14 protein-coding genes are annotated in these 13,254 nt (G+C 68.5%); 3 read left to right on the top strand and 11 right to left on the bottom strand.

Going from position 1 to position 13,254, the window contains the following annotated elements; all coding sequences use genetic code 11:
- Nucleotides 1-51: 51 nt before the first annotated feature.
- Nucleotides 52-429: a VOC family protein gene (locus tag EBN03_RS24770; RefSeq protein ID WP_158675731.1), complete on the bottom strand. Its 378-nt coding sequence runs from the start codon at nucleotides 427-429 to the stop codon at nucleotides 52-54.
- Between the two features lie 261 nt (nucleotides 430-690).
- Here EBN03_RS24770 and EBN03_RS24765 point away from each other — a divergent pair, with 261 nt between their 5' ends.
- Both EBN03_RS24765 and EBN03_RS24760 read left to right on the top strand, forming a co-directional pair.
- On the top strand, nucleotides 691-1,638 hold the full coding sequence (locus EBN03_RS24765) for an ATP-binding cassette domain-containing protein (RefSeq protein ID WP_122190531.1): 948 nt from the start codon (nucleotides 691-693) through the stop codon (nucleotides 1,636-1,638).
- Complete coding sequence (locus tag EBN03_RS24760; RefSeq protein ID WP_122190530.1) at nucleotides 1,635-2,423, top strand: ABC transporter permease; 789 nt, start codon at nucleotides 1,635-1,637, stop codon at nucleotides 2,421-2,423. The genes EBN03_RS24765 and EBN03_RS24760 overlap by 4 nt, the downstream gene beginning before the upstream one ends.
- A gap of 79 nt (nucleotides 2,424-2,502) precedes the next feature.
- Here EBN03_RS24760 and EBN03_RS24755 read toward each other — a convergent pair whose 3' ends face one another.
- The 4 genes from EBN03_RS24755 to EBN03_RS24740 form a co-directional block, all read right to left on the bottom strand.
- Nucleotides 2,503-3,465 (bottom strand): RNA polymerase subunit sigma-70, encoded by a 963-nt coding sequence (locus tag EBN03_RS24755; protein WP_122190529.1) that lies wholly within the window; start codon nucleotides 3,463-3,465, stop codon nucleotides 2,503-2,505.
- Complete coding sequence (locus EBN03_RS24750; protein ID WP_122190626.1) at nucleotides 3,462-3,782, bottom strand: hypothetical protein; 321 nt, start codon at nucleotides 3,780-3,782, stop codon at nucleotides 3,462-3,464. Before EBN03_RS24750 ends, EBN03_RS24755 begins: the two co-directional genes overlap by 4 nt.
- An 87-nt stretch (nucleotides 3,783-3,869) precedes the next feature.
- Nucleotides 3,870-5,309 (bottom strand): MFS transporter, encoded by a 1,440-nt coding sequence (locus tag EBN03_RS24745; protein ID WP_147471688.1) that lies wholly within the window; start codon nucleotides 5,307-5,309, stop codon nucleotides 3,870-3,872.
- Between the two features lie 233 nt (nucleotides 5,310-5,542).
- Entirely contained in the window at nucleotides 5,543-6,310 is a 768-nt protein-coding gene (locus EBN03_RS24740) for an SDR family oxidoreductase (RefSeq protein WP_122190527.1), read from the bottom strand.
- Nucleotides 6,311-6,527: 217 nt separating this feature from the next.
- Between EBN03_RS24740 and phoU the strand changes: the two genes are divergently transcribed.
- The gene (gene phoU, locus EBN03_RS24735; protein WP_122190526.1) at nucleotides 6,528-7,193 is read left to right on the top strand and encodes a phosphate signaling complex protein PhoU; all 666 of its coding nucleotides are present in this window, start codon (nucleotides 6,528-6,530) and stop codon (nucleotides 7,191-7,193) included.
- A 70-nt stretch (nucleotides 7,194-7,263) separates the two neighbouring features.
- Here the strand turns inward: phoU and pstB are convergent, their stop codons facing one another.
- The 6 genes from pstB to EBN03_RS24705 form a co-directional block, all read right to left on the bottom strand.
- The gene (pstB, locus tag EBN03_RS24730; protein ID WP_122190525.1) at nucleotides 7,264-8,040 is read right to left on the bottom strand and encodes a phosphate ABC transporter ATP-binding protein PstB; all 777 of its coding nucleotides are present in this window, start codon (nucleotides 8,038-8,040) and stop codon (nucleotides 7,264-7,266) included.
- A 21-nt stretch (nucleotides 8,041-8,061) separates the two neighbouring features.
- Nucleotides 8,062-8,964, bottom strand: coding sequence for a phosphate ABC transporter permease PstA (gene pstA / locus EBN03_RS24725; RefSeq protein WP_199742953.1), 903 nt, complete (start codon nucleotides 8,962-8,964; stop codon nucleotides 8,062-8,064).
- Nucleotides 8,964-9,935 carry a phosphate ABC transporter permease subunit PstC gene (pstC, locus tag EBN03_RS24720; protein ID WP_233608609.1) on the bottom strand — a complete coding sequence of 324 codons (972 nt, stop codon included), beginning with the start codon at nucleotides 9,933-9,935 and terminating at the stop codon, nucleotides 8,964-8,966. The genes pstA and pstC overlap by 1 nt, the downstream gene beginning before the upstream one ends.
- A gap of 85 nt (nucleotides 9,936-10,020) precedes the next feature.
- On the bottom strand, nucleotides 10,021-11,142 hold the full coding sequence (pstS, locus tag EBN03_RS24715) for a phosphate ABC transporter substrate-binding protein PstS (protein ID WP_122190625.1): 1,122 nt from the start codon (nucleotides 11,140-11,142) through the stop codon (nucleotides 10,021-10,023).
- Nucleotides 11,143-11,395: 253 nt separating this feature from the next.
- Nucleotides 11,396-12,307, bottom strand: coding sequence for a mycothiol synthase (mshD, locus tag EBN03_RS24710; protein WP_407671231.1), 912 nt, complete (start codon nucleotides 12,305-12,307; stop codon nucleotides 11,396-11,398).
- Nucleotides 12,304-13,071 carry a winged helix-turn-helix transcriptional regulator gene (locus EBN03_RS24705; RefSeq protein WP_122190522.1) on the bottom strand — a complete coding sequence of 256 codons (768 nt, stop codon included), beginning with the start codon at nucleotides 13,069-13,071 and terminating at the stop codon, nucleotides 12,304-12,306. Before EBN03_RS24705 ends, mshD begins: the two co-directional genes overlap by 4 nt.
- Between the last annotated feature and the right edge of the window lie 183 nt (nucleotides 13,072-13,254).

Genomic DNA, 13,254 nt, shown 5'->3' with positions numbered 1-13,254 from the left:
TTTAGCGGTAGCGAAACCGGTTCCCACGGTTGGGAAGTCTTCGGTGCGGGCTCAGAAGCCGCCCGGCGGTTGCCATTCCGCGAGACGGATCCGCACCCCGTTGGGGTCGGTGAGCCGTAACACCCACTCGCCCCAGGGTTCCCGGCGCAACCGAGTGGTGCCGACACCCGCGCCCTGCAGTCGGCGCACCTCGTCGGCCAGGTCGGTGACCAGGAACGATACGGTCACCCCCGCGAGCCCGGCCGGTCCCGCGGTCGGATCGGAGTCGCCTTGCACCAGCAGGATATCGGCGGCAGCGTCGTCGCGGGCGAGGCAGACGAACCCCTCCCCGGCCACCACCGTCCGGAACTCGAGACAGTCGGCGAAGAACTCGGCGGAGGCCGCGACATCGGCCACGGTCAAGCTGATCACAGACCCGATCACGTTCATCTCCGGCACCCTTCGCAGTTCTCCGACATCGCACGCGGTGGCGCCGACCATTCGAGTCTGGGAACCCGATAACCGTTGAACAACAACATTTTTCGCAACGCTCGTTAACCCCGGGGTTTACGAAGTACTTCGAACACATTCGTGAACCCCTGAGTTAACGAGCCTTTCGAGGTTGCGCATTGTTCCGCCCACGCCGAAAGCCGAATCTGGTTGTGCTGCCCGATCCGGACGGGCCGAATCGACGAGAAGTAAGGAACGACAATGACGACCGACCCTCGCCCACCCGCGATCGTCGCGACCGGGCTGCGCAAGTCCTACGGTGACCACCTCGTACTCGACGGCGTCGATCTGCGCGTCCCGGCGGGCACGATCTTCTCCCTGCTCGGACCCAACGGCGCCGGCAAGACGACCACCGTGCAGATCCTGTCCACCATGATCGGCGCGGATGCCGGCGAGCTGATCGTGGCCGGGCACGACGTCCGCGCCGAACCCGACGCCGTGCGCGCCGCCATCGGGGTGACCGGCCAGTTCGCCGCCGTGGACAATCTGCTCACCGGCGCCGAGAACCTCGCCATGATGGCGACCCTCAACCACCTCGGGCGCCGGGAGCGGCGGGTGCGAACCGCGGAGCTGCTGGAACAGTTCGACCTGGTGGACGCAGCCCACAAGCCGGCCTCCACCTACTCGGGCGGGATGCGCCGCCGGCTCGACATCGCGATGGGCCTGGTCGCCCGGCCCGAGGTGCTGTTCCTCGACGAACCCACCACCGGGCTGGACCCGCGCAGCCGCCGCACGGTGTGGCAGCTGGTGCGAGAGCTGGTCGCCGGCGGCACCACCGTCTTTCTCACCACCCAGTACCTGGAGGAGGCCGATCAGCTGGCCGACCGGATCGCACTGCTCGACCACGGCACGGTCGTGGCCGAGGGCAGCCCGGAGGAACTGAAACGGCTGATCCCCGGCGGCTCGGTGGATCTGCGCTTCCGCGAACCCCGCGAACTCGACGCGGCCGCAAGGATTCTCGGTGCCACCACCCGAGACGACGACGAGCTGACCCTGCGGGTACCCAGCGACGGCACTGTCGAATCGGTGCACACGCTGCTCGACCGGCTGGCCGCCGCCTCGCTGCGCTCGGCCGAATTGTCCATCCGCACACCCGATCTCGACGACGTCTTCCTCACCCTGACCGGAACCAAGGAGTCCGTGCGATGAGCACCCTGAAGAATGCCCTGACCGATTCGTCGATGATGGTGCGCCGCAGCCTGTTGCACATCGTGCGCTATCCGTCGATGGCCGTCCCGATCATCGTGTCCCCCATCGTCTTCCTGCTGCTGTTCGTGTACGTCTTCGGCGGCACCCTCGGTGCCGGGCTCGGCCACTCCGGTGGCCGGCACGAGTACGTCGACTACGTGACCCCGGGCATCCTGCTGCTGGCCGTGGCGGGCGCCGCCACCTCCACGGCGGTGGCGGTGGCCACCGACATGACCCAGGGCCTGGTGGCCCGGCTGCGCACCATGGCGATCTTCCGGCCCGCACTGCTCACCGGGCACGTGATCGGCGGCCTGGTGCAGACCTTCCTCGGTGTCGCCGCGGTGGTGGGCGTCGCGGTGCTGATCGGATTCCGGCCCACCGCAGGCGTTCTCGGCTGGGCGGGCGTCGTCGGTATGCTGACACTGCTGATCGTGTCGATCACCTGGGTGGCGGTGCTCATGGGTCTGGTCAGCGACAGTGTCGAGACCGCGAGCAATCTGCCGATGCTGTTGATGATCCTGCCGTTCTTCGGCAGCGGTTTCGTTCCCACCGACTCCATGCCCGCGTGGCTGGGCTGGATCGCGGGGCACCAGCCGTTCACGCCGATCATGGAGACGCTGCGCGGGCTGCTGATGGGCACGCCGGTCGGTGACAACGGCTGGATCGCGGTGGCGTGGTGTGTGGCGATCACGGCGGCGGCGTTCGCCGGGGCGACCACGCTGCTGAACCGGGAGCCCAAGGGCTGATTCATCCACAATCGTCCACAACGGAGCCGGTGTCGCGACCACAGCGACCCGGCTCCGTCGTCGGCGAAGTCGAGCTCCGCTACGGCCGCAGTGCGCTGTGCATCGGTAATCCGAAGGCCGGGAACAGATCCGGCTGCTGGAACGCCACCGTGCGCGAAACCCCGCCCGCGGTACAGGTCAGCACGTTGAGCGCGTGCGCGTGCCAGGCCCCGTCCGCGCCTTGCCGGTACACCGCGACGGCAGGTTGCCCGTTGGCCGAGGTGATCACCGTCGCCAAGGTGCCGAGCTCGGCAACCCGGTCGGTCAGGAAGGCGATCACGCGGTCACGGCCGGTGAGCCACAGGCGATACGGCGGCATCTCGAAGGCCGCGTCGGCGGTGAGCACATCCACCAGAGCCCGCACGTCGGCGTTCTCGAAGGCCGCCGCGTACCGGTCGACGAGTTCGCGCTGCCGGGCCTCGCCGGGTTCGGCGCGATGCTCGTCGGCCGCCGGCAGCCGATCCCGGGCGCGCTGCAGCGCACTGTTCACCGCTGGAACCGACATGTCCAGCGCCACAGCGGTTTCCCGTGCCGACCACTCCAGCACCTCCCGCAGGATCAGGACCGCGCGCTGCCGGGGCGTAAGGTGCTGCAGTGCCGCGATCAACGCCAGTCGCACCCCCTCCCGCCGCACCGCGGTCACCGCCGGGTCCGCAGCCGAGGCATCGGGAAGTGGTTCCAGCCAAGCGATCTCGGACCGGACGAACCCGTCAGAGGGGTCGACGGCGGGTCCGAGCTCCGAAGGCAGCGGCCGGCGCCCCCGCCGTTCGGCGGCCCGCACCGCCGCCCGGCTGGTGATCCGGTACATCCACGTGCGCACCGAGGCCCGGCCCTCGAAGCGGTCGTAGGCGCGCCAGGCGTCCAGATAGACGTCCTGCAGCACCTCCTCGGCGTCGTGGATCGAACCGAGCATCCGGTAGCAGTACACGAGCAGCTCGTGCCGCAGCGGTTCGGTCGCGGTCGTGAAATCCGAACGCTCCGCGGGGATCCGGGCGGTCGTCATGCCCGGACCCCGGGCTGCTGCGGCAGGTAGGTGCCGACGACTTGCGCCCGGGTCACCGTCGGCGGGCTCGACAGGCGGGCTCCGACATCGGCCTGGAACCGCTGGAACGCGGCACAGTCCGCGAACGGGTCACCGCTGCCGTCGAAGATCGCCACGTGGACGAACCCCGTCCCGTTTTCGGCTCGCAACGCCAGGTAGCGCAGGCCACCCGGGTCCCGGCTGTTCAGTTCCGCGAAGACGTCCTCGACGAGCCGCTGGTTCAGTTCCGCCGCCGCCTCGTCCCGGGTCTCGTATCGCACCACGACCGCTCCGGTCATCTCGACCACCTCCTGTATGTACAGAGCGAGCTCACGCCCGAAACTCATCGGTGCCGGGTGAGGTTCGCCGAGCCGGCCGACGCACATTCAGGCCGTGACCGGCACCGGGACCTCCGGGACGGCCCGCCCGCTGCCGATGGCCCGCAGCCCGAACGCCCCCACCACCACGCTGAACGCCGCGGCGGCCGCGATCACCCCGAAGGCGGAGTGCATCCCGTCCGTCGCGCTCCGGCCGCCCGACACCATCACGGTCGAGACCAGCGCGATGATCGTCGATCCGCCGAATTCCCGGGCGGTCTCCAACAGCCCCGACGCGGTCCCGAAATCCCGCTCGCCGACCGAGTCGAGCGCCGTGATCTGGATCGAGGGCGCGATCAGGCCCACCGCGATCCCGGCACACACCAGCGCGGGCAGCACCCAGGTCAGGAAGGACGGGTGTGCGGGACTGCCCAGCAGGACGGTCGCGGCAGCGACCATCAGCCCCGACGCGACCAGCATCAGCACCCGGCCGCCGACGACCCGGGCCAGCAGCGCGCCGGTCAGCCCAGCCACCACGAATGCGGTCAACGACGTGATCAGCCAGGCCAGCCCGGTTCGGGTCGGCGAATATCCCAGCTGCTGCTGCATCAGCAGCGTGGTCAGGAAGATGAACCCGTAGAAGCTGCCGAAGCCGGCCAGCGCGACGAGATCGGCCAGCACCGCGGCGCGGTTCCGCCGCAGCGAGACCGGCATCAGCGGACCGGTCGTGTTCCGTTCCACCGCCACGAACGTGGCCAGCAGCGCGACCGCGAGCACCGCCGGACCGAGCGCGGACAGGCTCGTCCAGCCGTCGACCACCCCGCGGTCGAGCGCGTAGATTCCGGCGGCCAGCCCGCCGGTGACGGCCGCCGCGCTGCGCACGTCCACCCGGCTCCCGGCGGCCGCGGCGGTCCGAGCGGGGAGCAGGATCACGACCGCCACCAGCAGTACCGTGCAGATCGGCACGTTCACGTAGAAGATCCACGGCCAGCCGGGACCGTCGGTGAGCAGACCACCGGCCAGCACTCCGACCGAGGCCGCCGCGCCGCCGATCGCGCCGTAGATGCCCAACGCCGCCTCTCGGGTCTTCCCGGCCGGGAACACGTCCGCGACGACGGCCAGCGCCGACGGCGCGATCAACGCCGCGCCGATTCCCTGCACCGCCCGCGAGCCGATGAGAACCGCGCTGGTACCGGCCAGCCCGGCGCTCAACGACGCCGCGGTGAACACCGCGAGCCCGGTCAGCAGCACCGGCCGCCGCCCCCACACGTCACCGAAGCGCCCCGCCGGAAGCAGCAGCCCGCCGAACGGCACCGCGTAGGCGATGACCACCCACTGCAACGTGGCCTGCCCCAGACGCAGGTCGATCGCCATGTGCGGCAACGACACGTTGACCACCGTCAGATCCACCACAGTGATGAACATCGCCGCACACGCCAACGCCAGGATCGGATACGGATTGCGTACCCGCACTGGTGATTCCCGTAAATCCTCCACAGAACTGGTCACTGTCCGGTCCTTTCGTATCGCGAGACTTCTCACCGATACAGAGGCGAACCGGCCGCCGAACTCATCTGCCCGGGGCCGACACGGCGGTGCACGACGGTCACCGCACCGCGTCCGATACCCGCCGGTCCCAGCTGCGAGCGGCGGCGAGACCGCAGGACATGGGTGGGCCGAGATCCCTTGCGGCCCCGATGATCACGGTCGGCGCCGACGGATCGACGCCGACCGAGTACCTCCTAGAGTGCGGTGCCGCCGCTGGCGTCCAGGATCTGGCCGGTGATCCAGCGCGCGTCGTCGCTCGCCAGGTAGGCGACGATGTCGGCGATATCGCCGGGTTCACCGATTCGGCCCAGTGCCACGTTCGCGGCGGCCTCGGCTTGGCCCGCCGGATTGCCCACCAGCCACGCGTTCATGTCGGTGAGCACGTAGCCGGGCGCGACCGCGTTCACGGTGATGCCCCGGGCGCCGACCGACTGGGCGAGGACCCGGGTGAACACGTCGATCGCACCCTTGGTCATCGAATACGCGGCGATGTCCGGGATCGCGATCCGGGTGACCGCCGAGGACAGATTGATCACCCGGCCACCGTCGCGGATCCGGGCCAGCGCGCCCTGGGTCACGAAGAACGGCGCCCGCACGTTGACCGCGAACAGCCGGTCGAAGTCGGCGCCGGTCATCGTGTCGACACCGCCGGGCAACGCGATCCCGGCATTGTTGACCAGGATGTCCAGTCCGGTCGGCAGGCCGAGGGACCGGAATCCGTCGTCCACCGCGTCCAGCAGGGGCTCGACGGAGTCGGTCCCGGCCAGATCGAACCGCACCGCGAAGGCGCTGCCGCCCCCGCGCTCGATGCTCGCCACCGTCTCCTTCGCGGCGGCGTCGTCGTGTCCGTAGTGCACGGCCACGACCACCTCGTCCTGTGCGAGCCGCTGCGCCACCGCGCGGCCGATACCCCGTCCCGCCCCGGTCACGAGCGCTGTCTTGTTCGTTGTCGTCTGTGCCATGCGGTCGATTCAACCGATCCGGGCGTCCCGGATCCGGCGGCAATCGGACGCGACTGTTTTCGTCACACACGCGGACCGTCCGGACGGTATCGGGCCGGAGTCCGGCGGATTGCCGTGATACGGCTCTCACCTCAGGGTTTGGACCCCTGATGGCCAGCACCCCCGGTTCACTTGAAATTCGTGACTTGGTCAGGGCGACCCACTAATGTCTGATTTCATGCGTGTCATCTACAACGAACAAATGGCCGATCTCGCGGGTCTGCTGGGCGAGATGGCCGGTGTCGCCGGCACCCTGATGGAGCAGGCCACCCAGGCCCTGCTCGAAGCCGATCTGCCGCTCGCCGAGCAGGTGATCGGCGAAGGCGACCGCATCGCCGAGATGAACACGCTCGCCGAGGAGAAGGCGTTCGCGCTGCTGGCCCTGCAGGCGCCGGTGGCCGGTGATCTGCGCCAGGTCGTGTCCGCCATCCAGATCGTGGGCGACGTGAACCGCATGGGTGTGCTCGCGCTGCACGTGGCCAAGGTCGCCCGGCGCCGCCACCCCAACCACGCGCTACCCGAGTCGGTCAACGGCTACTTCGCGGAGATGGGCCGCATCGCGGTCAACATGGGTGCCGCCGCCAAGGAGGTGCTGGAGTCCCGCGACCCGCACCGCGCGGCGCAGCTCAATGTCGACGACGAGGCGATGGACGACCTGCACAAGCATCTGTTCACGCTGCTGATGGACCGGGAGTGGAAGGACGGCGTCGCCGCCGCGGTCGACGTCACGCTGCTGGGCCGCTATTACGAGCGTTTCGCCGACCACGCCGTCGAGATCGGCCGGAGAGTCGTCTTCCTCGTCACCGGTGTGCTGCCGCCCGACACCGATCCGGCTACGGAGTAGCACCGCGAAACCCGAAAAGGCGTGTGGCCCCGGATTATCCGGGGCCACACGCCTTTTCCGTGCCGAACGGTTACCCGAAGCGGCCGGAGATGTAGTCCTCGGTCGCCTTCTGCGCCGGGTTGGAGAAGATCTTCTCCGTCTCGTCGATCTCGATCAGCCGGCCCGGCTTGCCCTGCGCCTCCAGGTTGAAGAACGCGGTCTGGTCGCTGACGCGCGCCGCCTGCTGCATGTTGTGGGTCACGATCACGATCGTGAAGTCCCGCTTGAGTTCCGAGATCAGGTCCTCGATCGCCAGCGTGGAGATCGGGTCCAGCGCCGAACACGGCTCGTCCATGAGCAGCACGTCCGGCGACACCGCGATGGCCCGCGCGATGCAGAGTCGCTGCTGCTGACCACCGGAGAGGCCGCCGCCCGGCTTGTCCAGGCGGTCCTTCACCTCGTTCCAGAGGTTCGCGCCGCGCAGCGAACGCTCGGCGACCTCGTCGAGCTGAGCCTTGTTCCGCACACCCTGCAGCTTCAGGCCGGCCACCACATTGTCGCGAATCGACATGGTGGGGAACGGGTTCGCGCGCTGGAATACCATGCCGATGGTGCGCCGCACCCCGACCGCGTCGATGTTCGCGCCGTAGATGTCCTCACCGTCGAGCAGCACGCCACCGGCGACCCGCGCGTTCGGCGTCACCTCGTGCATGCGGTTCAGCGACCGCAGCACCGTCGACTTACCGCAACCGGACGGACCGATGAACGCGGTGACACTGCGCGGGAGCACGGTCAGCGACACGTCGGCGACGGCGTGGAACTGCCCGTAGAAAATGTTCAGATCTTTGACGTCGATCCGCTTGGCCATGAGTCGATGTTCCGTTCGCTGCTATCGGTTCCGGGTGAGGAACTTGTTGGCGGCCGCCGCGGCCAGGTACAGGATGGCGATGATCAGGATCAGGGTGAGCGCCGCACCCCACACCCGCTCGACACCGGCCGGCGACGGATTGGTCAGCTCCTGATAGATCATCAGCGGCAGCGAAGCCATGTTTCCGCTGGTGATATCGGTGTTGATCGCCTTGGAGTAGCCGACGAGCACCAACACCGGCGCCGTCTCACCCATGACGCGGGCGATCGCCAGCAGCATGCCGCTGATCATGCCGGGCGCGGCGGTCGGCACGACGATCCGCACGATCGTCTTCCACTTCGGCACACCCAGCGCGTAGGAGGCCTCGCGCAGGTCGTCCGGGACCAGTTTCAGCATCTCCTCGGTGCTGCGCACCACCACCGGCAGCATCAGCAGCACCAGGGCGAAGGAGACCGCGATGGCGCTCTGCTGCATGCCGAGCGTGGAGATCCACAGCGCGAAGATGAACAGCGCCGCGACGATCGAGGGCACACCGGCCAGGATGTCGACCATGAAGGTGGTGGTCTTGGCGAGCCAGCCGCGGCCGTACTCGATCAGGTAGATCGCCGCCAGCACGCCGAGCGGGATCGCGATGACCGCCGCGATCGCCGACTGCACGATGGTGCCGTACATGGCGTGGTACACACCGCCACCGAACTGGTTGGGCAGGATGCCCTTCTGCGACTTGGTGAACCAGCCGCTACGCATCAGGGCGGGCGCGCCCTTCTGGATCACGGTGATCAGCACCCAGCCCAGCGGGATCAGCGCGATCAGGAACGACAGCCACATCACGACGGTCGCGATCTGGTTCTTCAGCCGGCGAGCGGGGCTCACCTGACGGAACGTGGGTGCCTTGACCGGCTGGTCGAGAGTCGTGGTGGCCATCAGCCGTTCACCTTTCCACCGGCCGCCAGACGGGCCAGGGCATTGACCACGAAGGTCAGGACGAACAACACGAAACCGGCGGCGATGTAGGCGCCGGTCGGCAGCGGCTGCGTGAACTCCGAAGCCGCCGCGGCGATCTTGGAGGCGAAGGTGAAACCTCCGTCGAACAGCGACCAGTTACCCGGCTTGGTCGCGGTGTGCAGCACGATGAGGACCGCGATGGTCTCACCGAGCGCGCGGCCCAGGCCGAGCATCGAACCGGCGATCACACCGCTGCGGCCGTAGGGCAGCACGGTCATCCGCACGACTTCCCACTTCGTCGCGCCGAGCGCCTGCGCGGCCTCGATCTGCGACCGCGGGGTCAGCTGGAAGACCTCGCGGCTGACCGAGGTGATGATCGGCAGGATCATGATCGCCAGCACCACGCCGGCGGTGAAGATCGTGCCGCCACCGTCGATCAGGACGTTGCCGTTCTTGAACAGGAACAGCCAGCCCAGATTGTCGTTCAGGAAATGCTGCAGCGGCTTGATGTGCCCGGCCAGCACCTGGAAACCCCAGAGGCCGAACACGATCGAGGGCACCGCCGCCAGCAGGTCGACCAGGATGGCGAACGGGCGCGCCAGCGGCTTGGGCGCGTACTGGGTCAGGAACAGCGCGATGCCGACACCGACCGGAACCGCCAGCACCAGCGCGAACACCGCGCTGAGCACGGTCACCATGAACATGTCGCGGATACCGAACTGCAGGTGGTGCGCGTCGCCGGTCTTGAAGTCGGCGCTGGTGAAGAAGTTCGCCTCGTTGGCGTTGATCGATGGCACTGCACGAACCAGCAGGAACACCGCGATCGCGACGATGGCGACGACGATCGTCGCACCTGCGGCGGTCGCCAGGGACCGGAAGACGAGCTCCGGAGTCTTGCTGTGACCACGAAGCGCGGGCGCCGACGCGGCCGGAGTCTGTGTGCTCGGCATGGGATCAGTATCTCCGCCCCGCGGGGAACCGGACACATCGGTCCGGCCCCCCGCGGCAAGCTGGTTGTGCAGTGTCATCGGTTTATCAGTTGATCGCGGCGACGGCCGTGGTCAGCTTGGCCTTGAACGAGTCCGGCAGCGGCACGTAGCCGGACTGGTCCAGGCCGACCTGACCGTTCTGGATGGCCGAGCTCAGGAACGCCTTGACAGCCTTGCCGGTGTCGGCGTCGGCGTACTTCGAGCAGACGATCTCGTAGGTGGCCAGCATGATCGGATACGCGGCGGCGTCGGTCGGGTTGTAGAACGAGCTGGTGTCGAGCACCAGGTCGTTACCGTCGCCCTTGACCTTCACACCGGCGACGGCCTTCTGCGCGGAGTCGATGGACAGCGCGACCGGCTTGACCGACGCGTCGGTCACGATGCCGGCGGTCTTCAGGTTGTTCGACTGCGCGAACGACCACTCGGTGTAGGTGACCGCGCCGACGGTGTTCTTGACCGCGGCGGAGGTGCCGTCGCTGCCCTTGGCGCCCTCACCGGTGCCACCCTGGAAGTCCTTGCCGGCGTCCTTGCCCCAGGAGCCCTTCGAGGCGGCCTTCAGGTACTTCTGGAAGTTGTCGGTGGTGCCCGACTGGTCGCTACGGTAGATCACGCCGATGGCCAGGTCGGGGAGCTTGTCGGCGATGCCGGTGTTCAGCGCCTTGATGGCCGGGTCGTTCCACTTGGTGATCTGGCCGGTGAAGATCTTGCCCAGGGTCGGGCCGTCGAGGGCCAGGCCGTCGACACCGTTCAGGTTGTAGGCGACGGCGATCGGGCCGAACACGGTCGGCAGGTCCCACGCGGGCGAGTTGCAGTGCGCCGCAGCCTTTTCCGGCTCCTGCTTGGACGGGTCCAGCGGCGAGTCGGAGCCACCGAAGTCGGTCTGGCCACCGATGAACTCGTTGACACCGGCACCGGAACCGTTACCGGTGTAGTCGAGGTTGTAGCCGTCGCAGTTCTTCTGGTAGGCGGCGACGAAACGGTCCATCGCGTTCTTCTGCGCGGTGGAACCGCTCGACTTCAGGGCCTTCTTGCCACCACAGTCGACGTGCGCGGCCGGGGCGTCGGACGCCGAGGTCGAGGTGTTGTTGTCGCTACCGCAGGCCGACAGGGTCAGGGCCGCAGTGGCGGCCAGCACACCGAGGAGAGCACTGTTGCGCTTGAGATTCACCAATTCCTCCGGGAATCGCTTAGTACACGCCCGATCCCTCAACGACCGGACGGGTGCTTGGCGGTGTGCCGTTCGCAGGGAACTTGCGCACCAGGCGATGTGTGTACCGCCCGAACTCAACGTAAGTTCGACCGGTTGACATTTGGACCTGGGTCGGTGAACGCCGAGTGAACAACCCGGCCCAATTCCGCGCCCGATGTGTGATATTTGCTATGAAGTAGCGCGCGTCACAGCGTTGCGGCGGTTCCGGCGCTCACGGACGGTGGTATGCGGCATCCACATGCGCCACCGCGAAACCCAGCCGCGAATAGGTGTGCACGGCGGCGGTGTTGTCGGCCTCGGTGTACAGCAGGATCCGGTCCGCGCCGCGCGCCCGCATGTGCGCCATCCCGGCCACGGTCAGCAACCGGCCCAGGCCGCGCCCCTGCGCCGCCGGATCCACCGCGACCACGTAGACCTCGCCCTCGCCGGGTGCCGCCGGCTCGATCTTGGTCCAGTGGAAGCCCAGGACGCGGGCCGGATCGGCGGCGTCGGTGGCGATGATCAGGCCGGCCGGATCGAACCACTCGGACTCGCGCCGGGCCGCCACATCGGCCTCGGTCCAGACGCCCTGCTCGGGATGCCAGTCGAATGCGGCGGCGTTCACCCGCAACAGTTCGGCGTCGTCTTCCGGCCCGGCGTATGTGCGCAGGACCACGTCGGAGCGGGCGGGCAGTTCCGGTAGCCCGGATTCTGCCAGGTTCACCCGCATCTGCCAGAGCTCGCGCGCGACCGTCAGCCCCAGCCGGCCGGCGACCGCGCGGGCTGCCGGCAGATTGCCGTGCGCCCACACCCGGGCATCGCTGCCCCCGGCGGCCAAAGCCGCTGCGACCAGGCCGTTTCCGATGCCACGACCCCGCGACGGCGGGTCGACGACCACCTCGGCCATGGCGGGGTGCGGGCCGTGCCCGGGCGCAAGATTCGCGTAACCCACAATTCGGCCGGCGTCGGTGGCGATCAGGTGCCGGGCATGCGTCCCGCCGTTCAGCGACAGCACGGCCTGCTCGGAAATCGGTGCCACCGAGTCGGTTTCGGTGGCCCGCTCGAACAGCGACCGCAGTTGCGCGGCGGTGTCGGCGGAAACTTCGGTGAGCCAGGCGGTACCGGACTGCGACTGCACGGTCACGGACGGAGTCCGTTCGCCGCGCTGAGCGCGGTATCACTGCCGTCGGCGTCGTCGTCGGGGAACGTGGTGGTGGACTCGCCCTTGGCCGTGGTGGTCCGGGCCGGGCGCACCGCCTTGTAGCCGACGTTGCGCACGGTACCGATCAGCGACTCGTACTCGGTGCCGAGCTTGGCCCGCAGTCGCCGCACGTGGACGTCGACGGTCCGGGTGCCACCGAAGAAGTCGTAGCCCCACACCTCCTGCAGCAGCTGCGCGCGGGTGAAAACCCGGCCGGCGTGCTGCGCGAGGTACTTGAGCAGCTCGAATTCCTTGTAGGTCAGGTCGAGCGGGCGACCGCGCAGCCGCGCGGTGTAGGTGCCCTCGTCGATCACGAGCTCGCCCAGGGTGATCTTGCCGGTGTTCTCCGGGCTCGCCGAGCCGCCGTTGCGGGCGACCAGCAGGCGCAGCCGGGCGTCCAGCTCCGCGGGACCGGTACCGGGCAGCAGGATGTCGTCCAGACCCCAGTCGGCGTTGACCGCCACCAGTCCGCCCTCGGTCAACACCGCGACGACCGGCACCGACGTACCGGTACTACCCAGCAACCGGCACAACCCACGAGCCGCGGCCAAGTCGGTGCGGGCGTCGACCAATGCGACGTCGGCGGTACCCGCCTCCAACAACGACGACACCTCGGTGGGCGCGGGCCGGACATTGTGCGGCAACAACGACAACGACGGCAGCACCGACTCCGGGTTCGAGTCGGAGGTCAGCAGGAGCAGCTCCACGCGGCACTCCTCCCATCTGGCATGTGCACAAGAAATCTCGAGCCCTACATTAGCGCCTGATCACCCTTCACCACGCACTCCAGTCCCGCGACCCGGCTCGGTCGGCGGCGACCACGGCAAACTCACGGCCGCGAACCGCCCCGCCCCGGGCCGCGCGCCGACGGGGAAGCACCTCGTCACACC

The sequence above is a fragment of the Nocardia stercoris genome (assembly GCF_003696265.1).
In the GTDB taxonomy this organism is placed as follows: domain Bacteria; phylum Actinomycetota; class Actinomycetes; order Mycobacteriales; family Mycobacteriaceae; genus Nocardia; species Nocardia stercoris.
The sequence above is the reverse complement of the archived record's forward strand: the minus strand, read 5'-3'. Positions and strand labels throughout refer to the sequence as shown.

Coding starts and splice junctions, on each gene's coding strand:
- pstB (WP_122190525.1), bottom strand. CDS start 8,040: ATGGCCAAGCGGATCGACGTCAAAGATCTGAACATTTTCTACGGGCAG.
- pstA (WP_199742953.1), bottom strand. CDS start 8,964: ATGGCCACCACGACTCTCGACCAGCCGGTCAAGGCACCCACGTTCCGT.
- EBN03_RS24740 (WP_122190527.1), bottom strand. CDS start 6,310: ATGGCACAGACGACAACGAACAAGACAGCGCTCGTGACCGGGGCGGGA.
- pstC (WP_233608609.1), bottom strand. CDS start 9,935: ATGCCGAGCACACAGACTCCGGCCGCGTCGGCGCCCGCGCTTCGTGGT.
- EBN03_RS24770 (WP_158675731.1), bottom strand. CDS start 429: ATGAACGTGATCGGGTCTGTGATCAGCTTGACCGTGGCCGATGTCGCG.
- EBN03_RS24755 (WP_122190529.1), bottom strand. CDS start 3,465: ATGACGACCGCCCGGATCCCCGCGGAGCGTTCGGATTTCACGACCGCG.
- phoU (WP_122190526.1), top strand. CDS start 6,528: ATGCGTGTCATCTACAACGAACAAATGGCCGATCTCGCGGGTCTGCTG.
- EBN03_RS24750 (WP_122190626.1), bottom strand. CDS start 3,782: ATGACCGGAGCGGTCGTGGTGCGATACGAGACCCGGGACGAGGCGGCG.
- EBN03_RS24765 (WP_122190531.1), top strand. CDS start 691: ATGACGACCGACCCTCGCCCACCCGCGATCGTCGCGACCGGGCTGCGC.
- EBN03_RS24760 (WP_122190530.1), top strand. CDS start 1,635: ATGAGCACCCTGAAGAATGCCCTGACCGATTCGTCGATGATGGTGCGC.